The organism is Streptomyces sp. NPDC051041 (assembly GCF_044456065.1).
Taxonomy (GTDB): domain Bacteria; phylum Actinomycetota; class Actinomycetes; order Streptomycetales; family Streptomycetaceae; genus Streptomyces; species Streptomyces glaucus.
In genome coordinates this window covers 13,605-33,046 of sequence record NZ_JBITFM010000015.1, presented here as the reverse complement: position 1 = coordinate 33,046, position 19,442 = coordinate 13,605, and the positions used below count along the sequence as shown (strand labels likewise).

The window sequence follows — 19,442 nt, the reverse complement described above, 5'->3', positions numbered from 1 at the left end:
CCACGGCGTCAGCCGTTCAGACCGGCGTCCTCACGGAACAGTTCCTGGTCCAGCCAGACCGCGGCACGGGCGCCGTCGGCGGCTCCCGTGATCACGAAGGTGAGGGCGTCCGGCAGCGCCTCCAGCCGGGCGGTGTCCCCGGCCGCGTACACACCGGGCACGGAGGTGCGCTGGAACTCGTCCACCCGCACACAGCCGTCCGGCAGCATCCGGCACCCCAACTGCTCGGCCAGCGGCGAATGCTGACGGGTGGGCGCCCGGTGGTAGACGCCCTGCCGCTCCAGCACCCGGCCGTCGGCGAGGACCAGGCGGACGGCGCCTTCCTCACCCTCGATCCGGGCCACCGCCGTCTCCTCCACGGCGATCCCGGCGCCGGCGAGCCTGCCCGCGGCCTGCTCGGGCACCGGATGCCCGTTGGTGCACACGATCACATCGCCGCTGAAACGGTCGGCCACGTACAGGGCCTGCATCACCTGCGGCAATTCGTGTCCCAGGACGGCCAGGCTCATCCCGCTGGTCTCCCAGCCGTGGCAGAACGGACAGTGGTACACCCCGCGGCCGAACAACGCGGACAGTCCCTCCACCTGGTCGTCGAGCACGTCGACCTGTCCCGTGGCGAGGACCAGTTTGCGGGCACGCTCCTCCGTGCCGTCCGCCAGCGTCACGGTGAACCCCTGCGGCGCGGACGCGGCGGCCGTGGCGGTGGCCTCACGCACCTCCACGTCCGGGTAGGCGGTGAGCTGCTCCCGGCCTATGCGGCGCAGTTCGGCGGGGTCGAAGCCGTCGCGGCTGAGGAACATGTGCATGTGCGCCGCGGGCGCGTTGCGCGGGCGACCCGAGTCCAGCAGGAGGACCCGTCTGCGCTGGCGCCCGGACACCAGCGCCGCGTTGAGGCCCGCGGGCCCTCCGCCCACCACGATCACGTCGTACATCGTCGTCACTTCTTCCGTAGTCCGTTCGAACACCAACTACGGTAATAATTATCATTTTCATTTGGCGGATCGCCGGGAAAGGGTGAGGAACACCGGTGCAACACACTGAAGCCATCGGCGTGATGGGCGGCTACGGAGCGGTCGGCGGCGCGGTCGTACGACGGCTCCACCGCGCGGGTGTCCACCCGTTGCTGGTGGCCGGACGCGACCCGGACCGGGCGGAAGCGCTGATCGCGGGCCTCCCGGAGGAGGGCCCGGACGCGAGCGCCACGGCCGTCGACCTGACCGACTCCGACGCGCTGGACCGCTTCGCGGCGCGCTGCCGGCTCGTCGTCAACTGCGCGGGGCCCTCCTACCGCGTCCTCGACGCGGTCGCGCAGGCCGCGCTGCGCCACGGCGCGGACTACGTCGACGCGGCCGGTGACGACCCGGTCCGCACTCTGCTGTCCGCCGACGGGGGAGCCGAACGATGGGCCGCCGCCGGACGCGTGGCCGTGCTCTCCGCGGGCGTACTGCCGGGCCTGTCGTCGCTGTTGCCCCGTGCGCTCGCCGCCTCCACCCCCGTCACCGGTGCCGTCGCGCTGGACGCCTACATCGGGGGCGTCGCGCCGCTCACCCCGGCAGCCGCCGGCGACGTGCTGCTCGGCCGGGGGCCGGAGCACGGCACCTCGGGGGCCGCCTGGCGGGACGGCCGCATACAGGAACGTGCGCTGGCCCCCCGCCGGGGAATGCGGCTCGACGCCTTTCCCGCACCCGTCGACGCCTTCCCCTTCCTGTCCGCCGAGGCCGTCCGGCTGGCCCGCGCCACGGGCATCGGCCAGGTGCGCTGGTACAACGTCTTCGGTGGCGGGCGGCTGGCCGAGGAACTGGCCATGGCCTGGGCGCTGGACAGCACGGAGACCGCCGAACTGGTCGCGGCGGCCGACGAGGACGTGCGGCGCCACGGAGCCTGGTACGGACAGGAGTTCCACCTCCGGGCCGGCACGGCGGACGGTCCGCCGGCCGCGCGACTCGTCCTGCGTGCCGCCGACTCCTACGAGCTGAGCGGGTTCCTCGCTGCCGCCGCCGGGCTGCATACGCTCCGCGGGGCGGTCGCTCCGGGCGTGCACTTCGCCGCGGACGTGCTCGATCCCGCGCGGGTCGTCGAAGACCTGGCGGCCGATGACGCGGCGGAGCTGCAGATGCTGTGAGGGGTCCAGCCGGTGCGCTCCCCTGTCCGCGGGGCCTGCGGGACGGCCGGGTGGGCGCACCGGCTGCCGATCGCCCGCGCACCGGATCCGTCACCGGTACTTCCGGGCCGGTCGGCCGGTCAGGGATCCGTTCGGCGGCCGGCCCGTCCGGTGCGGCAGCCGTCGCACACACCCGTCAGTTCGACGGTGTGGTCCACCGAGTGGAACCCGATGTCGCGCGCGATCCTCGCCACCCACTGTTCGACCTCTTCGGAGTCGACCGCCAGGCTGAGGCCGCACTCCCGGCACACGAGATAGTGACGGTGACCGCCATCCGGCCTGGGCCGGTAGAGACGCTCACCGTCGCTTTCACGTACCACGTCGACGCGTCCGGCAGCCTCCAGTAACCGAAGGGTGCGGTAGACGGTGGTCAGCCCCACCGCCACGCCGTCCGTGACCAGCGCGGCGTGCAGGGTCTGTGCCGAGACGAAACCGTCGCAGGCGTGCAGGGCCGCGAGGACGGCGGCTCGCTGCGGGGTCGGGCGCCATTCGCCGCGGACCGTTCCGTGCATCAGTGTGCCTCCCGTCGCTCCCGGACGGCCGTCCGGGGCCGCCGGACATGAGCGGACGTCCCTGTGATCCGGCTAGACGGCCCCTGCCGGACTCCGGTGACCGTGCTCGGGATCGCAGGCCTGGCCGGTGTCCCAGGAGGGGAAGGGGTCGTCGGCAGGCAGCTGTTCGCCCTCGGCCATCAGGCACGCGGAGAGGGCGGTGCGCAGGCTCGGCTCCCGCAGACCGACGCCGATGAACACCAGTTCCTGGGCGTGGGGCAGGCCGGCGTCCCGGGTGCCGGACGGCTCGAAGCGGGCCACGGCCCCGGCCTGCGACCACAGGCCCGTCACGCCCTCGCGGCCGGCGAGCGTGAAGAAGCCCTTGGAACGCAGCACTCGGCCGTGCTTTCCGCTGTCCAGTTCCTCGGTGACGAAGGCCCACAGCCGCTCGGGATGGAACAGGGCGGAGGATCGAAAGACCAGGGAGGAGATGCCGTACTCCTCGGTCTCCGGGACATGGTCGCCGTTGAGTTCCTTCACCCAGCCCGGCGCCTGCTGTGCGCGCTCCAGGTCGAACCGCCCGGTCTCCAGGACGTCGCGGACGTCGACCCGGCCGTGTACGGCGGAGATCAGACTCGCCGTCGGGTTGAGCCGTGTCAGCACGCCACGCACCTGGTCGGCGTCGGCGTCGCCGACCAGGTCCAGCTTGTTGAGCACCAGCACGTCGGCGAACTCGACCTGGTCGATCAGCAGGTCGCTCACGGTGCGCTCGTCGTCCTCGAAGGGAGCGAGTCCGCGTTCGGCCAGGTCGTCCCCGGTGCTCAGTTCGGTGAGAAAGTTGGCGGCGTCCACGACGGTGACCATGGTGTCCAGCCGGGCCACGTCCTCCAGAGTGGCTCCGTCGTCGCGGCCGAGGGCGAAGGTGGCGGCCACGGGCATCGGCTCGGAGATGCCGCTCGACTCGATGAGCAGGTAGTCGAAGCGGCCGTCCCGGGCCAGGCGACCGACTTCCTCCAGCAGGTCGTCCCGCAGCGTGCAGCAGATGCAGCCGTTGGTCATCTCCACCAGCCGCTCCTCGGTGCGGGAGAGCGCGGCCTCGCCGCCGCGTACGAGGGCGGCATCGATGTTGATCTCGCTCATGTCGTTGACGATCACCGCCACGCGCAGGCCCTCGCGGTTGGTGAGGACGTGGTTGAGGAGCGTGGTCTTGCCGGCGCCGAGGAAGCCCGACAATACGGTGACGGGCAGGCGCTGTGCGGACATCCGCGTCAGCCCTCCGGACGCAGCAGGCCGCGCCGGCAGGCGGGGACGAGGCGCTGCGGCACCAGATGCGTCACGCCGTCCACCGTGACCGGAACCAGGTTCGGCGTGTTCGCCTTCCACTGGGCGCGGCGGTGGCGGGTGTTGCTGCGGGACATCTTTCGCTTGGGCACGGCCATGGGCGCTTCCTCTCGGTCAGGACGGGGGATGGCCTCGACCGGGTCGGAGATCGTCAACCACGACACCGCACCAGGGAGACAGCGACAGCATACGACAACGGTTTTCATTTACGGTAACTGTCGCCGGACGGCATGTCGCAGCAGGGGACGGGCAACCGCTCGCGTACCGGCGGCGCCGAGCGTCCGGGGCCAGGGCGCAGACCGCGATGTCGGTCACGTCTGCGCACGCCGACCGCGTGCGCGCCTCGGCTTCGCCGAGGGCTTCGTGCCGCTCCTGTGCGTCGGGGAACGGCAGTGCGGCTTCGGGGGTGAGGGGCCGCCCGCCCCGCGCCGGCCGGGGAAGGCCCGGGTGCCGGTGATCCTGCGGCGGGCCGCGCTGCCGCCGTCCCGGTGGCAGGCCCCGGCGGACGCCTGCTCGTCCGGGGTGCCGGGCCGGGCGGCACTCCACTCGGTGGAACGCCGGTGCGCGGTCGGCCCCGACGGGCCGAAGACCGGCGGCGACCGTCTTCGTGGCCACGACGGAGCGGGCGGCACCACCCGCTGGAACAGGTGGTGCAACTCGTCCGGCGCCGAGCGTTCCATGATCGACGCCGACCCGGACTACCGATCAGGCGGAATGAGGCGATCCCTTATACGTCCGCACTCTTGACGATGCGTTGTGCTTTCGCTGGATGTGACGCTCTTCACGGTGCGCCGCCCCGTTCTCGGGTAGGAAGGGTGCCCGAGTGCTCACTCACGGTCATGTTTCAGTCAGAAGCAGCGTGAGCGGTCTGTTGTTACGTTGCTGTTAAACCGGTGATGAGAGCGCCGACCGAACAGGGGGGAAGACGTCGTGCGCACCAGCATCTCCTCTGGTCTTCCAGCGGTACCGGCGGTGTCCGCGACCGCAGGCCCGCTGCCCCACGACTTCCAGAGAGGGCTCGTTCCCATGTCCATCACGTCCACGTACACCACCACCGGGCCGGCCGGCGTCGCCTCGCGGCCCGGTCGCCGCCCGGCCACCCCCAGAGGGGTGCGGCGTACCGGCGGCACCAGCCATGCCGAGCGCGTCTTCCGGGTCCAGCAGGCCTTCACCGAACTCGGCGGCGGCCCGCAGGGCCTCGCCGAACTGGCCAGGGCTTCCGGCATCGACGACTCCGCCGTGCACCGCATCCTGCGTTCCGGAGTCGCCCACGGCACCTTCCTCCAGGTGGGGCGCGGCCGCTACCGGCTCGGCCCGCAGGCGGCACTGCTCGGCGTCGGCGCGCTGGAGCAGGCCGTCGACGGCGACGCCCTGCGCGCCGTCCTGGAACGGCTGCGGCTGAGCGTCGAGGGAAGCCTCGTCTTCCTCTACGGGCTCAGCTCCTTCGCCGGTATGCAGCGCCAGTGCATCGAGATGGCGGTGGGCGCCTCCGACCTCTCCGAGGTCGGCCTGGGGCCGCGCGAACTGGTCTTCTCCCACCGCTCGTTGCGGATCGGAGCCTCCGGGCGGGCGATCCTCGCCCACCTGCCCGAATCGGTCCAGCGCCGGGTGGCCGCGGAGCCGGTCCCGGACGGCATGGGCCCCGGCGCCTGCCGCGACGGCGAACGGATGCTCGCCTCGCTGGCGGAGGTCCGCGCCAAGGGATACGCCCTGGGGCTGGAGGAGTGCGCCGCCGGCTGGGACTCTCTCGCGGCGCCCGTGTTCTGGGGCGACCTCGTCATCGGCGCGGTCACCCTCCTCGCCCCGGGCGCGCTCACGCCGACCGAGCGCGCCCCGCACATCGCCGCCGTCCGCGCGGCCGCCGAGGAGGTGCGGAGGCTGGTCGTCCTCGACGACTGAGCCGGCTCCCGGACCAGACCGTCCGGCCATCGCCCAGCACGACCGAGCGCCGGTCGGGGCCGCTTCGCCGCGGCCCCGGCCGGCGCTCTTCGTCATGCCGCCGAGGGATTCTTTCCGGCCGCCATGTCTTTTTGCTTTCTCGCCTGGCGAAAAAGAGGCCATCGTCACATCGCGAGGGTCTCGAAGTTTTCTCTCGGGGTGAGAAATTGCAGGTCAGAGGCATGATCGCAAAGTTGACAGGGGTAATCGCCAATTGTTCCATGGGGGCGCAGGAATTTTCCGGAACAGTCTGACCCTGGCGATCGCATTCCGTCCAGTGTCTGTTCATCTGTCTGTCCGAATTCCATGGGGGATGCTTTGACCACCGCACCATCGCTCACCCGGACCCATGACATACGACCGATCACCTGCCTGACCGGCCTGCTGGACCAGCAGACGGACGCCCGGCCCGACGCCGTCGCCGTCGTCTGCGGCGAGGCGCACCTGACCTACCGCGAACTGCGCGAGACCTCCGGCGAACTGGCCGGACACCTCCACGAACTGGGCGTCGGCGCGGACGACTGCGTGGGGCTGTACGTCGAGCCCTCCCTGGAGCTGACCACCGGGGTCTGGGGCATCCTGCACGCCGGCGCCGCCTACCTGCCGCTCTCGCCGGAGTACCCCGAGGACCGGCTGCGGTACATGATCGAGGACAGCCGCACCCGGGTCATCGTCACCCAGGAACACCTCAGGGACCGCCTCACCGCGCTGGCGCCGCGCGGGACCCGCATCGTCACCGCCGCCGACGCCCGCGGCCACCGGGGACCCGTACCCGCCGGGCCGCGGCCGGACTCACTGGCCTACGTCATCTACACCTCCGGCAGCACGGGCCGCCCGAAGGGCGTGATGATCGAGCACCGGAGCATCGTGTCGCAGATGCGCTGGATGCAGCTGTGCGGGCACCTTGACGCGGGGGTCACGGTGCTCCAGAAGACGCCGATGAGCTTCGACGCCGCCCAGTGGGAGATCCTCGCCCCGGCCCAGGGCGCCCGGGTGGTGGTGGGCGCACCGGGCATCTACCGGGACCCCGAGGCGCTGATCGACACCGTCCTCGCGCACGAGGTCACCACGCTCCAGTGCGTGCCCACGCTGCTCCAGGCGCTGCTGGACACCGAGCGGCTGGCCGCCTGCACCTCGCTGCGCAAGGTGTTCTCCGGCGGCGAGGCGCTCTCCCGGCCGCTGGCCCGCGCTCTGGGCGAGGCGCTGCCGTGGGCGAGCCTGGTCAACCTGTACGGACCGACCGAGTGCACCATCAACGCCACCGCCCATCTGGTGGACCCCGAGGAGCTGGGCGAGGGCACGGGCGCGGTGCCGATCGGCGTGCCCGTCGACAACACGCAGTGCTTCATCCTGGACGAGCAGCTCGCCCCCGTCGACATCGGCGAGACCGGCGAACTCTACATCGGGGGCGTGCAGTTGGCGCGCGGCTACCTGCACCGTCCGGACCAGACGAGGGAGCGGTTCGTGCCCTCGCCGTTCGTGCCGACCGAGCGGCTGTACCGCACCGGCGACCTGGCCTACTGGAACCCCGACGGCTCGATCCAGTTCGTGGGCCGCGCCGACAACCAGGTCAAGCTGCGCGGCTACCGGGTGGAGCTGGACGAGATCGCCCTGGCCATCGAGGAGCACACCTGGGTGCGCCGGGCCGCCGCCGTCGTCACCGACGACGAGCGCACCGGCTTCCAGAACCTGGTCGCCTGCGTGGAGCTGAACCCGAAGGAAGCGGCCCTGATGGACCAGGGCAACCACGGCGCGCACCACCAGTCCAAGTCCAGCCGGCTCCAGGTGCGGGCCCAGCTGTCCAACCCGGGCCTGCGTTCGCCGCAGCAGCTCGAGGGCCTGCCGGTCATCGAACTGCCGGGGCGGCAGGAGTCCGAGCGGCAGCGGCGCGAGGTGTTCGCCCGCAAGACCTACCGCTTCTACGAGGGCGGACGGGTCACCCGCGACGAGCTGGCCGCCCTGCTCGCGCCCCGCCCCACCGGCGGCACGCACCCCCGGGACGCCGCCGGGCTGACCTCCGGCGAACTCGGCGAGCTGCTGCGCTGGTTCGGCCAGTACCACAGCGACGAGCGGCTGCTGCCGAAGTACGCCTACGCCTCTCCCGGCGCGCTGTACGCCACCCAGCTGTACCTGGAGACCGGCGGCCTGGCCGGCCTGGACCCGGGCGTGTACTACTACCACCCCGCCGACCACGCCCTGGTCCGCGTCACCGGCCGCACCACGGCCGGGCCGGGCCGGCTGCTGGTGCACTTCAGCGGCAAGCGGCAGGCGATCGAACCGGTCTACAAGAACAACATCCTGGAGGTCCTGGAGTTCGAGACCGGCCACATGGTGGGCGTCTTCGAAGAGGTCCTGCCCGAGTACGGGCTCACCATCCGCCCCCTGGTCCACGACCCCGCCGTCAAGGAGCGGCTGTCGGTCGCCGAGGAGGACCACTACCTCGGCACGTTCGAGATCCGCGGCGACGACGGCACACCCGCCCCGGACCCCACCGAACTCTTCGTCCAGGCCCACCCCGGCCGCGTCGACGGCCTGCCCGAGGGCCAGTACCGCTGGCGCGACGGCGACTTCGAGCGGATCTCCGGCGAACTCGTGCAGGCCAAGCACGTCATCGCCATCAACCAGGCGGTCTACCAGCGCGCCTCCTTCGGCATCACCGCCGTCAGCCGCGCCGCCGAACCCTGGCTGGAGTACGTCTGCCTCGGCACCAGGCTGCACCACCTCCAGCGCAACGGGCTGCGGTTCGGCTTCATGTCCTCCGGCTACAGCTCCAAGACCGGGCATCCGCTGCCCGCCGCCCGCCGCATCGACGACATCCTCGCCTCCTGCGGCATCGCCACGGGCGCCTCGTACTTCTTCCTGGGCGGCAAGGTCGACCAGGAGCAGATCCGCAGCGAGGGCATGCGCGAGGACAGCGTCCACATGAAGGGCCCCGCCGAGATCATCAAGGACGAGCTGGCGAACTTCCTGCCCGACTACATGATCCCCAACCGGGTCCTGGTGCTGGACGCGCTGCCGCTCACCGCGAACGGCAAGGTCGACGCGAAGGCGCTCGCCGCCCTGGAGGAGGTGCGCACGGCCGGCGGCGACGCGCCGTACGTCGCCCCCGCCACCCACCACGAGCGGTGGCTCGCCGAGGCCTGGGGCAGGGCGCTGAAGTACGAGAACGTCTCCGTCGAGGACGACTTCTTCGCCGCCGGCGGCAACTCGCTGACCGCGGTGTCCCTGGTGAACCGGATCAACCGCACCTTCGGCACCCGGCTGCCCCTCCAGGTCGTCTTCGAAAGCCCCAGGCTCGCCGATCTCGCCGCCCGCATCGCCGAGGACTCCGACGCGCCGGCCTCCCGGCTCGTGCCGCTCTCCACCGACGGCACCGGCGCCCCGGTGTTCTGCTGGCCCGGCCTCGGCGGCTACCCGATGAACCTGCGGCTGCTGGCCCGCGAGGCCGCGCTCGGACGCCCCTTCCACGGCATCCAGGCGCACGGCATCAACCCCGGGGAGACGCCCTACCCGACGGTCCGCGAGATGGCCGCCGCCGACGTCGCCGAGATACGCCGGGTCCAGCCCGAGGGGCCGTACACCCTGTGGGGCTACTCCTTCGGCGCCCGGGTGGCGTTCGAGGCCGCCTGGCAGCTGGAGCAGGCCGGGCAGACGGTGGAGAACCTGCTGCTGATCTGCCCCGGCAACCCCAAGGTCCGGGCCGCGGAGGCGGACCGCTTCGGCCGCGAGGCGAGCTACGCCAACCCCGCCTACGTCACCATCCTGTTCTCCGTCTTCACCGGCACCATCAGCGGGCCGGACCTCGAGGAGTGCCTGGCCACGGTCCACGACGAGGACGGCTTCGTCACCTTCGTCGCCGAGCTGCTGCCCGCCCTCGGCGAGGACCTGATCCGGCGTATCACCCGCATCGTCGCCGAGACCTACGAGTTCGAGTACAGCTTCCGCGAACTGGCCGAGCGGAGGCTGAACGCACCGGTGACGCTCTTCAAGGCGGCCGGCGACGACTACTCGTTCATCGAGGGCCGCTCCGGCTGGTCCGCCGCGCCGCCCACGGTGATCAGCCTCGACGGCGACCACTACGACGTACTGAAGGAACGCGGCGTCGGCGAGCTGGTGGCGGCGATCCGCGCCCGCCTGATCCGCTGACCCGGCAGTCCCCACTCCCGCAGCACACGGAGGAGCACCGTGCCGCACGTCCACATCAAGCACTTCCCGCACGACTTCACCGACGAGCAGAAGCAGCGCCTGGCCGAGGCGGTCACGGCGGTCGTGGTCGACCACTTCGGCACCTACGACGGGGCGGTCTCCATCGCCCTGGAGCCCGTCGCCGCGGACGACTGGGCCGAGGCGGTCACCGTCCCGGAGGTCCAGGGCCGCGCCCACCTGCTGATCAAGGAACCGAACTACCGCACCCGGTAAGCCCGTCGACGGGTCCCGCCCGCCCCGGGCGGGCGGGACCCGCACCGCCCCCGAGGAGAACCCCATGACCGACATGCTCGGCTACCGTCTGAAGGTCGGCGCCGTCGTCCCGTCCACCAACACCTCGGCCCAGCCCGAGCTGGACGCGATGCGGCCCGTCGGCGTGACCAACCACATCGGCCGCATGGTGATCAACGACGACTCCATGGAGGACGAGCCCGGCTTCGACCACGTGATGCACAGCATCCGCAACTCCACCCACCCGGCGATCCGCAGCGTCGTCAGCTGCAGCCCCGACTGCGTGATCATCGGTGTCTCGCCGGAGAGCTACTGGGACGGCCCCGACTCCCACGCCCGGGTCCTGGAGTCGATGAGGTCGGCCGCGGACGGGCTGCCCGTCATCATGAGCCCCGACGCGATCAAGGCCGCGCTCACCGCCCTGGACGCCCGCCGCATCGGCGTCATCACCCCCTACCTGCCCCTCGGCGACGACTCCGTGAGCCGCTTCTTCAAGGACAGCGGCTACGACGTCGTCTCCATCCAGGGCCTCGGCATGCCCAGCCCCGCGAAGATCTCCCACGTCACCGAGGCGCAGCTGCGCGACGCCGTGCGGGAAGTGGACAGCGCGGACGTGGAGGCGATCGTCCAGGTCGGCACCAACGTCCCGATGATGCGGTTCGCCACCGCCGCCGAGACGTGGCTCGGCAAGCCGGTCATCTCCAACAACGCGGTCCTGTACTGGCACGCCCTGCGCAGCAGCGGCATCGAGGACCGGCTGCACGGCTTCGGCACGCTGCTGGCCCACCACTGACCCCTGTCGGCCGGATCAGCCCGCTCGGGTGCGCTGCGAGCCGGCGCACCCCGCAGCCGGGCCGATCCGCACGACAGGCCTGGCGACCGCCCCGGGCGCGGCGGTCGCCGCGCCCACCCGACGGCACGTCAGAACGCGGATCCGGCCGCGGATCCGCGCCCTACCTGGAGACATCCCGTGAGTAGTCCTGGCAGCACCGAAACGACCGTCCTGCACCCGGAGGGGGTGCAGAGCGAGAGCCGGCTTCCCGTGGGGCGCCTGCTGGCGTTCACCACCGCCGGTTTCCTCGCCATCATGACCGAGACGATGCCCGCCGGCCTGCTGCCGCAGATCGGCGGCGGCCTCGACGTGTCCGAGGCGTGGGCGGGCCAGCTCGTCACGCTGTACGCCATCGGATCGACCGTGGCGGCCATTCCCGTGATCGCCGCCACCCGCAGCATGAACCGGCGGCCGCTGCTGCTGTGGGCCGTGGGCGGCCTGTTCGTGTTCAACACCGTCACCGCGCTGTCCGCCGCCTACGGCCTGACCCTCGTCGCCCGGTTCGTCGCGGGCATGGCCTCCGGCGTCATCTGGGGCCTGCTGGCCGGCTACGCCCGCCGCCTGGTCCCCGCGCACCTGCAGGGCCGGGCGCTGGCCGTCGTCGGCGTCGGGCAGCCGATCGCCCTGACCGCCGGTGTGCCGCTGGGCACCTGGCTCGGGTCGCTGTTCGACTGGCGCGGCGTCTTCTGGATCATGTCCGCCGTGGCGCTGCTGCTCATGGCCTGGGTGCGGGCCCTGGTGCCCGACGTGCCCGGCCAGGCCGCGGCCGACCGCCTGCCGATCCGGCGGATCTTCACCACGCCCGGCGTCCGCCCCGTCCTCGCCGTGGTCTTCTTCTGGATCCTGGGCCACAACATCCTCTACACCTACATCGCCCCGTTCCTGGACGAATCCGGCCTCGGCGGCCGGGTCGACGTGGCCCTGCTGGTCTTCGGCGCCTCCGCCATCGTCGGCATCTGGGGAACCGGTGTCCTGGTCGACAGCAAGCTGCGCGCGGTCACGCTGGTGAGCCTCGCCGTGTTCGCCGCCGCCGCCCTGGTCCTGGGGATCGGGCACGAGTCGGCGTGGGCGGTCTTCCCCGGCATCGTCGCCTGGGGCCTGACCTTCGGCGGCGCGCCCACCCTGCTGCAGACGGCGATCGCCGACGCCGCCGGGGAGGGGGCCGACGTCGCCCAGTCGATGCTCGTCACCATCTTCAACCTGGCCGTGGCCGGCGGCGGCCTGGTCGGCGGCCTGCTGCTGGAGTCCGCCGGAGCGGCGGCCTTCCCGTGGGCGCTGCTCGTCCTGGCGCTGGCCGCCCTGGGCGTCGTCGCGGCGGCGAAGGCGCACGGCTTCACGCCGGGCCACCGGGTGACCCGGTAGCCGGTGGACGGGCCCTGGTGCGGATGCCCCCGGCCCGGCCGGGCCGGGGGAGCGCCGACAGAATTTGACTGATCGTTCCATAACATGTCATGCTCGAACCATGGCCCGTCCGAAGCAGTTCGACCCCGACCGCGCGCTCGACGCCGCGATGGACGCCTTCTGGCGCAAGGGGTACGCGGCGACGTCCGCCCAGGACCTGGTGGACAGCACCGGACTGGGGCGCGGCAGCCTGTACAACGCCTTCACCAGCAAGCACCGCCTCTTCCAGGAGGTGCTGCGGCGGTACGAGGACCAGTGGACGACCCGCCAGGAAGCCGTCCTGGAAGGGCCGGAGGGGGTCCGGGAGCGGATCCGCGCGGTGATGATGACCGTCGTCGAGGAGGAGGCCGCCGCGCAGGACGGCCGCCGGGGCTGCCTCGCGGTCAACGCCGCGGTGGAGCTGGCCGGCCTCGACCCGGACGTCACCGCCCGGGTCCGGCACATCTTCGGACGTGTGGAGGAGGCGCTGTACGGCGCGCTCGCCCGGGCGCAGCGGGACGGCGAGATCGGCGCGGACAAGGACCCGCGCGCCCTCGCGCAGTTCGTCCTCAACGCCCTGTACGGCCTGCGGGTCCTGGGCAAGACCGCCGACCGCCGCACCCTGACCGGGATCGTCGACACGACGCTGGCGGCTCTCTGAGCCGTCGGCGTCGCGCGACGGCCGCCTCGGGCTGCCCGGATTCTTTAATGAATATTCCAGAACGACCGTCCCTGACCGTCCCCTTGCGAGGAGTGGCGATGCCCGTCGCGGTCTACATCCTCGGCCTGACCGTGTTCTGCATCGGAACGACCGAGTTCATGATCTCCGGACTGCTCCCGGACCTGGCCGGCGACCTCTCGGTGTCCATCCCGGCCGTGGGCTGGCTGATCTCCGGCTACGCCCTCGGCGTGGTGATCGGCGGCCCCGCCCTGACCGTGGCCACCCTGCGGATCAACCGCAAGACCTCACTGCTCGCCCTGCTGGCCCTGTTCGTCGCCGGCCAGACGGTCTGCGCGCTGGCCCCCGGCTACGGCGTGCTCATGGCCGGCCGGGTGATCGCCGCCCTCGCCCAGGGCGCCTTCTTCGGCATCGGCTCCGTCGTCGCCGTCGACCTCGCCGGTCCCGAACGCCGCGGCCGCGCCCTGGCCATCATGTTCGCCGGGCTCACCGTCGCCAACGTGGTCGGCGTCCCGGCCGGCACCTTCCTCAGCCAGCACGCCGGGTGGCGGCTCAGCTTCTGGGTCGTCGACGCCCTCGCCGTCGTCGCGCTGCTCGGCGTCGCCGTCCTCGTCCCGCGCCGGCCGACCGCGCCGTACACCGGACTGAGCGCGGAGTTCACCGCCTTCCGCAACCCGCGCGTCTGGGTCGCGCTCAGCACCTCCATGCTCACCCAGGCCGCCGTCTTCTGCTGCTTCAGCTATCTGTCGCCGCTGTTCACCGACGTCACCGGGTTCTCCGAGGCCGCGGTGCCGCCGCTGCTCGCCCTGTTCGGCGCGGGCTGCTTCCTCGGCAGCCTGATCGGCGGGCGCTTCGCCGACCGGCACCTGCTGCCCAACCTGTACGCCGGCATCGCCGCGATGGGCGCGGTGCTCGCCCTGTTCCCGCTCGCCGCACACGACCGGATCGCGTGCGTCGTCGCCGTCGTGGCCTTCGGCGTGGCCGCCTTCTCCATCAACCCGGCGCTCCAGGCCCAGGTGATGCGGGAGGCGGGCGACGCCCCGACGCTGGCCACCACGACCAACACCTCGGCGTTCAACGTCGGCAACACCCTCGGCCCCTGGGTCGGCGGCAGCGTCATCGACGCCGGGTGGGGCTTCACCGCGCCGCCCCGCGCCGCCGCCCTGCTCGCCGTCGCCGGCCTGCTCGCGGCCCTGACCTCGGGTGTCCTGCGCCGCCGGGCCGACGCCGACGACGGAACGCCCCGCCGCGAGACCGCCCCCGAACCGTCCGCGGTCTCCTGACCCGACCCCGCCAGTCCCGGTCCGCCCCGGACCGCCGACCCCTTCCGGAGGAACACACCCCATGTCGGACACCACCGCGCCGCAGCCCACCGTCGCCGTCCTCGGCACCGGCATCATCGGCTTCCCGGTCGCCCGCAACCTGGCCCGGGCCGGCTTCCCGGTACGGGCGTGGAACCGCACCCGCGGCAAGGCCGAGCCGCTGACCGCCCACGGTGTGCACGTCGCGGACACCGCCGCCGAGGCCGTCGACGGCGCCTCGATCGTGCTCACCGTCGTCAAGGACGGCCCCGCCGCCCTGGAGGCCGTCACCGCGGCCGCCCCCTCCCTCGCCGAGGGCACCGTCTGGGCGCAGCTGAGCACCGTGGGCGACGCCGTCGACACGCTGGCGGGCTTCGCCCGCGAGCACTCCCTCGTCTTCGTCGACGCGCCCGTGCAGGGCACCCGCCAGCCCGCCGAGCAGGGCCAGCTGATCGTCATGGCGGCCGGTGCGCCCAGCGTGCGCGACACGCTGACGCCGGTCTTCGACGCCATCGGCAAGCGGACGCTGTGGGTGGCCGACGACGGCGGGAGCGGCGCCGCCAGCCGCCTGAAGCTGGTCCTCAACACCTGGGTCATCGCCCTCACCCACGGGGTGGGAGAGGCCCTCGCCCTCGCCGAGGGCCTCGGCGTCGACCCCAAGCACTTCGTCGAGGTCGTCAGCGGCGGCCCGATGGACAACGGCTACTTCCAGGGCAAGTCCGCCGCCGTCATCTCCGGCGACTACACCACCAGCTTCTCCGTCGACAACGCGGCGAAGGACGCCCGCCTCGTCCTCGAGGCCGCCCGGCGCGCCGGGGTCCGCATGGACACGGTGGAGGCGGGCCACGCCCGTTTCGTCCGGGCCTCCGAACTGGGTCACGGCGACAAGGACATGGCGGCGGGGTACTTCGCCAGCTTCGACAAGTAACCGCAGCCGTAAGCAGGTCGGGGTCGGCAGGGCTGCTGCGGGTGCCCCGGGGCGGCCCGCCGCGGTGGGGTTCCGCGGGGCGGCGTCCCGCCGCCGGGTCCCGCGGGGCGGCCCTCGCCGCGGCGGCGCCCCGCACCGCACGGCGGCCGCCGTGCCGGGCCGCAGGCGCTGGTGGCCGGCGGCCGTGTGCGCGCCGACCCCCACGACCGGCCGCGGCCGGTCACGGGACGTCCGGAGTGGGGCCGGGCAGCCTCCGTGGCCGGCCGCGGTCCTGCCGCCGCCCCCGCCGCCCGGCCGTCGCCCCCACCCGCCCAGCACTCGCGCCCGTCGCCGTAAGGAGCCGCCCACATGACCCCGTACGAGCAGACCACCGTCCTCATCGTCGGCGGTGGCCCCGTCGGGATGCTGCTCGCCGCCGAGCTGGCCCAGCAACGCGTCGACACGGTGGTGGTGGAGGAGCACGCGAAGCCGCGGGACATCCCCCGGGCAGGCACCCTGCACGCCCGCAGCGTGCAGTCGCTGCTGCGCCGCGGCTACCTCCGCACCCCCTTCGAGGGCAGCCTGACCTCCCGCCACACCACCGGCTTCCACTTCGGCGGCCTGCCGGTGCTGGAGATATCGACGCCCACCGCGGAGGGCGTCCCGATACTCAACCGGCCCCAGGAGGTGCTGGAAGGCGTCTTCGAGGCCCGCGCCCGCAGCCTGAACGCGGACATCCGGCGCGGACAGCGCGTCGAGGCCCTGCACCCGGGCCCCCGCACCGTCCGCGTCGACATCGCCACCGGCAGCGGACGGCACACCGTCGAGGCCGACTACGTCGTCGGCTGCGACGGCGCGCGCAGCACCGTACGCGAGCAGGCGGGCATCACGAGCACCACCACCCCGCCGACGTTCAGCGCGCTGATCGGCCGGGTCCGGCTGCTCGACCCGCTCCGCGTCCCGCCGGGCTGGACCCACGGCCGGGACGGCTGGACCCTGATCAACGTCAATCCGCACGGCCCCAGCCGGGTCCTCACCCACGACTTCCGCCTGCCGCTGCCGTCCCGGCACGCACCCGTGCACCTGGACGACCTGCGCGAGGCCGCCGAGCACATCCTCGGCCGGCCGGTCCCCATGGACGAGGCGACGTACCTGTCCCGGTTCAGCGACTTCACCCGGCTCGCCGACACCTACCGCGCGGGGCGCGTCCTGCTGGCCGGCGACGCGGCCCACGTGCACGCGCCGCTCGGCGGCCAGGGCCTGAACACCGGTCTGCAGGACGCCTTCAACCTGGGCTGGAAACTCGCCCTCGTCGCCCGCGGCGACGCCCCGCCCGAACTGCTCGACAGCTACACGCGCGAACGGCGCCCGGTCGCCGCGGCGGTCATCGCCAACACGCGCGCGCAGGCCGCCCTGATGCGGCCCGGCCCGGAACACGACCCGCTGCGCGCCCTGATGGCCGACCTGCTGCGCACCCCCGAGGCGGGCCGCCGGGTCGCCGACGAGATCAGCGGCCAGTCCGTCGCCCACCCCGACCCGGACGCCACCTCGCCGCTCCAGGGCCGCTTCCTGCCCAACCACCGCTTCCGCACCGACCACGGCCCGCGCACCACCGCGGAACTCCTCACGCCCGCACTGCCGCTGCTGCTGCTCACCCCGCGCGCGGACGCGGCCCTGGCCGAGGCCGCCGGGCCCTGGTCCGACCGGCTGCTGGTGGTGCCCGTCGACGGCCCGCGGCCGCCGGAGTGGGACGCGCTGCTGTGCCGCCCCGACGGCTACATCGCCTGGGCGGCCCCCGCAGGCAGCGACCCGGCCCCGCGGCAGCTCACCGCCGCACTCACCCGCTGGCTGGGCCCGGCCCGCACGGCCCCCCTGCCGCGGACCGCGCCCGTGGCGGGCTGACCCCACCGACACCGACCAGGAACGAGGAGACTGCGCACATGAGCGAGATCAACCGCCGGGGACTGCTCACCGGTACCGGCGCCGTCGTCGGCGGCGCCCTCGCCCTGGCAGCCGTACCCGCCCCGGCGGGCGCCGCCCCGGCCACCCGGCCGGGCGCCGCCCCGCCCGCACCCCGCACGCCGGGCGACACCATACGTCCCGACGACCCGCGCTACGCGATGCTGACCACCGGCAACAACAAGCGGTTCGTCGCCGCCCCGGAGTACGTGCGCATGGTCCGCTCCACCGAGGACGCCGAACAGGCCGTACGCGAGGCGGTCAGATCCGGCCGGCGGGTCTCGGTCCGCAGCGGCGGCCACACCTTCGCCGACCTGGTGTGCAACCCGGACGTTGAGGTCATCATCGACCTCTCCGAGATGACCGAGGTGCGCTACGACGCCGGGCGCCGGGCCTTCGCGGTGCAGCCGGGCGTCCGCCTGCTGAACCTCTACGAGGCCCTGTACAAGGGCTGGGGCGTCACGATACCCGGCGGCATGTGCTACAGCGTCGGCGCCGGGGGACACGTGGCGGGAGGCGGCTACGGGCTGCTGTCCCGGGCACACGGCCTGGTCGTCGACCACCTGTACGCCGTGGAGGTCGTCGTCGTGGACGCCGACCGCACGGTACGCACCGTCGTCGCCACCCGCGAGGCCGACGACCCCCACCGCGACCTGTGGTGGGCGCACACCGGAGGGGGCGGCGGCACTTTCGGCCTGGTCACCCGCTACTGGTTCCGCTCCCCGGACGCGACCGGCGAGGAGCCCTCGCGCCAGCTGATGCGGCCGCCGTCCACCGTGCTCGCCGGCGCGCTGTCCTTCCCCTGGCAGGACCTCGACGAGCGCCGCTTCGCCCGGCTGCTGAAGAACTTCGGCGCCTGGCACGAGGAGCACAGCGCGCCCGACGCGCCCGAGACGGCGATCGGCACCGTCTTCAACGTGTGCCACCGGGCCCACGGCAGCCTCGACCTGTTCGTCCAGGCGGACGCGCAGGCACCGGGCGCGGAGCGGATGCTCGACGACTACCTCTCCGCGCTCACCGCCGGGACGGGCCTGCGCGCCACCGCGCTGACCAAGGCATCCGGCGACCTCCCCGCGATGCCGCAGCTGGCCGCCCCGCGGCGCATGCCCTGGCTCGACGCCACCCGCCTGGTCGGCACCAACAACCCGACCATCACCCATCCCGGCCTGCGCGGCGCGCACAAGTCCGCCTACATGCGCCGCAACTTCACCGACCGCCACACCGCGGCCCTGTACCGGCACCTGACGACCGAGGAGTACGCCAACCCGGACACCATGGTGGTCCTGTTCTCCTTCGGCGGCCGGGTCAACGCCGTACCCCCGCACGCCACGGCCAACTCGCAGCGCGGGTCGGTGTTCAAGATGCTCTTCCAGACCTTCTGGACCGACCCCGCCGGCGACGCGGCCGGCCTCGGCTGGGCACGCGCCGCCTACGAGGACTTCCTCGCCGACACCCAGGGCGCTCCCGTGCCGGGCGACCAGTACGAGGGCTGCTACATCAACTACCCCGACACGGACCTGAAGGACCCCGCCCGCAACCGCTCCGGCGTCCCCTGGCAGACCCTCTACTACCAGGACAACCACGCCCGCCTGCGCGAGATCAAGCACCGCTGGGACCCGACGGGCTTCTTCCGCCACTCCCTGTCGGTCGGCTGACACCGACACGCTCCCCCCTCAGCCGCCCCGGCCGGGAAGTTCCCCGGCCGACCGGGGCTTTGCGGTGAAAACGCGCGGACACACACCTGGGATCCGCCCTGTGACGGCGAGTCGGGAAGGTGGCGTGAACGCTGTGCTCACTTCCGCCGAAGTGACCAGTGGTCCTGCCCAATCACCAGGTCCGTCCCGACCGGGGGCAGAAGCGTCGCAGGTGTCTCGGCCGGCAGCCGCGACACGGGGACCGCGGAGGGCACGGACATGGAGTGGGGGAGTGGGAGCGGCTCAAGGCCGACGCCACCGCGCGGGTCGAGCTGGAACCGCTGCGTGCCGGGCTCCCCCGCCGAGCAGGGGAGCCCGGCAC

The 19,442-nt window shown here is 72.9% G+C and carries 15 protein-coding genes; 11 read left to right on the top strand and 4 right to left on the bottom strand.

Going from position 1 to position 19,442, the window contains the following annotated elements:
* Positions 1–8 precede the first annotated feature (8 nt).
* A complete protein-coding gene (locus tag ACIBAI_RS21810; protein ID WP_399036544.1) occupies positions 9–932 on the bottom strand; it encodes an NAD(P)/FAD-dependent oxidoreductase in 924 nt (307 codons plus the stop codon).
* A 95-nt stretch (positions 933–1,027) separates the two neighbouring features.
* Between ACIBAI_RS21810 and ACIBAI_RS21805 the strand changes: the two genes are divergently transcribed.
* Positions 1,028–2,122, top strand: a complete 1,095-nt coding sequence (locus ACIBAI_RS21805) for a saccharopine dehydrogenase NADP-binding domain-containing protein (protein ID WP_399036542.1) — start codon at positions 1,028–1,030, stop codon at positions 2,120–2,122.
* 119 nt (positions 2,123–2,241) lie between these two features.
* Here ACIBAI_RS21805 and ACIBAI_RS21800 read toward each other — a convergent pair whose 3' ends face one another.
* The 3 genes from ACIBAI_RS21800 to rpmF form a co-directional block, all read right to left on the bottom strand.
* Positions 2,242–2,673, bottom strand: coding sequence for a Fur family transcriptional regulator (locus ACIBAI_RS21800; protein WP_399036540.1), 432 nt, complete (start codon positions 2,671–2,673; stop codon positions 2,242–2,244).
* 72 nt (positions 2,674–2,745) lie between these two features.
* Positions 2,746–3,915: a GTP-binding protein gene (locus ACIBAI_RS21795; RefSeq protein WP_399036538.1), complete on the bottom strand. Its 1,170-nt coding sequence runs from the start codon at positions 3,913–3,915 to the stop codon at positions 2,746–2,748.
* Positions 3,916–3,920: 5 nt separating this feature from the next.
* A complete protein-coding gene (gene rpmF / locus ACIBAI_RS21790) occupies positions 3,921–4,091 on the bottom strand; it encodes a 50S ribosomal protein L32 (RefSeq protein WP_399036536.1) in 171 nt (56 codons plus the stop codon).
* Positions 4,092–5,019: 928 nt separating this feature from the next.
* On the opposite strand from rpmF, the gene ACIBAI_RS21785 reads away from it, so the two are divergent.
* From ACIBAI_RS21785 to ACIBAI_RS21740, 10 genes are all read left to right on the top strand, one after another.
* Positions 5,020–5,892: an IclR family transcriptional regulator gene (locus ACIBAI_RS21785; protein WP_399036534.1), complete on the top strand. Its 873-nt coding sequence runs from the start codon at positions 5,020–5,022 to the stop codon at positions 5,890–5,892.
* Between the two features lie 357 nt (positions 5,893–6,249).
* Positions 6,250–10,077, top strand: coding sequence for an amino acid adenylation domain-containing protein (locus ACIBAI_RS21780; protein WP_399036531.1), 3,828 nt, complete (start codon positions 6,250–6,252; stop codon positions 10,075–10,077).
* Between the two features lie 39 nt (positions 10,078–10,116).
* Positions 10,117–10,350 carry a tautomerase family protein gene (locus ACIBAI_RS21775; RefSeq protein WP_399036529.1) on the top strand — a complete coding sequence of 78 codons (234 nt, stop codon included), beginning with the start codon at positions 10,117–10,119 and terminating at the stop codon, positions 10,348–10,350.
* Between the two features lie 64 nt (positions 10,351–10,414).
* The gene (locus ACIBAI_RS21770) at positions 10,415–11,161 is read left to right on the top strand and encodes an arylmalonate decarboxylase (RefSeq protein ID WP_399036528.1); all 747 of its coding nucleotides are present in this window, start codon (positions 10,415–10,417) and stop codon (positions 11,159–11,161) included.
* A gap of 177 nt (positions 11,162–11,338) precedes the next feature.
* Positions 11,339–12,562, top strand: coding sequence for an MFS transporter (locus ACIBAI_RS21765; RefSeq protein WP_399036526.1), 1,224 nt, complete (start codon positions 11,339–11,341; stop codon positions 12,560–12,562).
* A 100-nt stretch (positions 12,563–12,662) separates the two neighbouring features.
* Positions 12,663–13,241, top strand: a complete 579-nt coding sequence (locus ACIBAI_RS21760) for a TetR/AcrR family transcriptional regulator (protein ID WP_399036524.1) — start codon at positions 12,663–12,665, stop codon at positions 13,239–13,241.
* 98 nt (positions 13,242–13,339) lie between these two features.
* Positions 13,340–14,542, top strand: a complete 1,203-nt coding sequence (locus tag ACIBAI_RS21755) for a Cmx/CmrA family chloramphenicol efflux MFS transporter (protein ID WP_399036522.1) — start codon at positions 13,340–13,342, stop codon at positions 14,540–14,542.
* Positions 14,543–14,603: 61 nt separating this feature from the next.
* A complete protein-coding gene (locus ACIBAI_RS21750; protein WP_399036520.1) occupies positions 14,604–15,488 on the top strand; it encodes an NAD(P)-dependent oxidoreductase in 885 nt (294 codons plus the stop codon).
* A 348-nt stretch (positions 15,489–15,836) separates the two neighbouring features.
* A complete protein-coding gene (locus ACIBAI_RS21745) occupies positions 15,837–17,369 on the top strand; it encodes an FAD-dependent monooxygenase (protein WP_399036519.1) in 1,533 nt (510 codons plus the stop codon).
* Between the two features lie 38 nt (positions 17,370–17,407).
* Positions 17,408–19,081, top strand: a complete 1,674-nt coding sequence (locus tag ACIBAI_RS21740; RefSeq protein ID WP_399036518.1) for an FAD-binding protein — start codon at positions 17,408–17,410, stop codon at positions 19,079–19,081.
* The last annotated feature ends 361 nt before the right edge of the window (positions 19,082–19,442 follow it).

Bases quoted from the DNA above. Each gene is read 5' to 3' on its own strand.
- ACIBAI_RS21770 (WP_399036528.1), top strand. From the start codon at position 10,415: ATGACCGACATGCTCGGCTACCGTCTGAAGGTCGGCGCCGTCGTCCCG.
- ACIBAI_RS21750 (WP_399036520.1), top strand. From the start codon at position 14,604: ATGTCGGACACCACCGCGCCGCAGCCCACCGTCGCCGTCCTCGGCACC.
- ACIBAI_RS21760 (WP_399036524.1), top strand. From the start codon at position 12,663: ATGGCCCGTCCGAAGCAGTTCGACCCCGACCGCGCGCTCGACGCCGCG.
- ACIBAI_RS21810 (WP_399036544.1), bottom strand. From the start codon at position 932: ATGTACGACGTGATCGTGGTGGGCGGAGGGCCCGCGGGCCTCAACGCG.
- ACIBAI_RS21800 (WP_399036540.1), bottom strand. From the start codon at position 2,673: ATGCACGGAACGGTCCGCGGCGAATGGCGCCCGACCCCGCAGCGAGCC.
- ACIBAI_RS21785 (WP_399036534.1), top strand. From the start codon at position 5,020: ATGTCCATCACGTCCACGTACACCACCACCGGGCCGGCCGGCGTCGCC.
- ACIBAI_RS21795 (WP_399036538.1), bottom strand. From the start codon at position 3,915: ATGTCCGCACAGCGCCTGCCCGTCACCGTATTGTCGGGCTTCCTCGGC.
- rpmF (WP_399036536.1), bottom strand. From the start codon at position 4,091: ATGGCCGTGCCCAAGCGAAAGATGTCCCGCAGCAACACCCGCCACCGC.
- ACIBAI_RS21745 (WP_399036519.1), top strand. From the start codon at position 15,837: ATGACCCCGTACGAGCAGACCACCGTCCTCATCGTCGGCGGTGGCCCC.
- ACIBAI_RS21755 (WP_399036522.1), top strand. From the start codon at position 13,340: ATGCCCGTCGCGGTCTACATCCTCGGCCTGACCGTGTTCTGCATCGGA.
- ACIBAI_RS21740 (WP_399036518.1), top strand. From the start codon at position 17,408: ATGAGCGAGATCAACCGCCGGGGACTGCTCACCGGTACCGGCGCCGTC.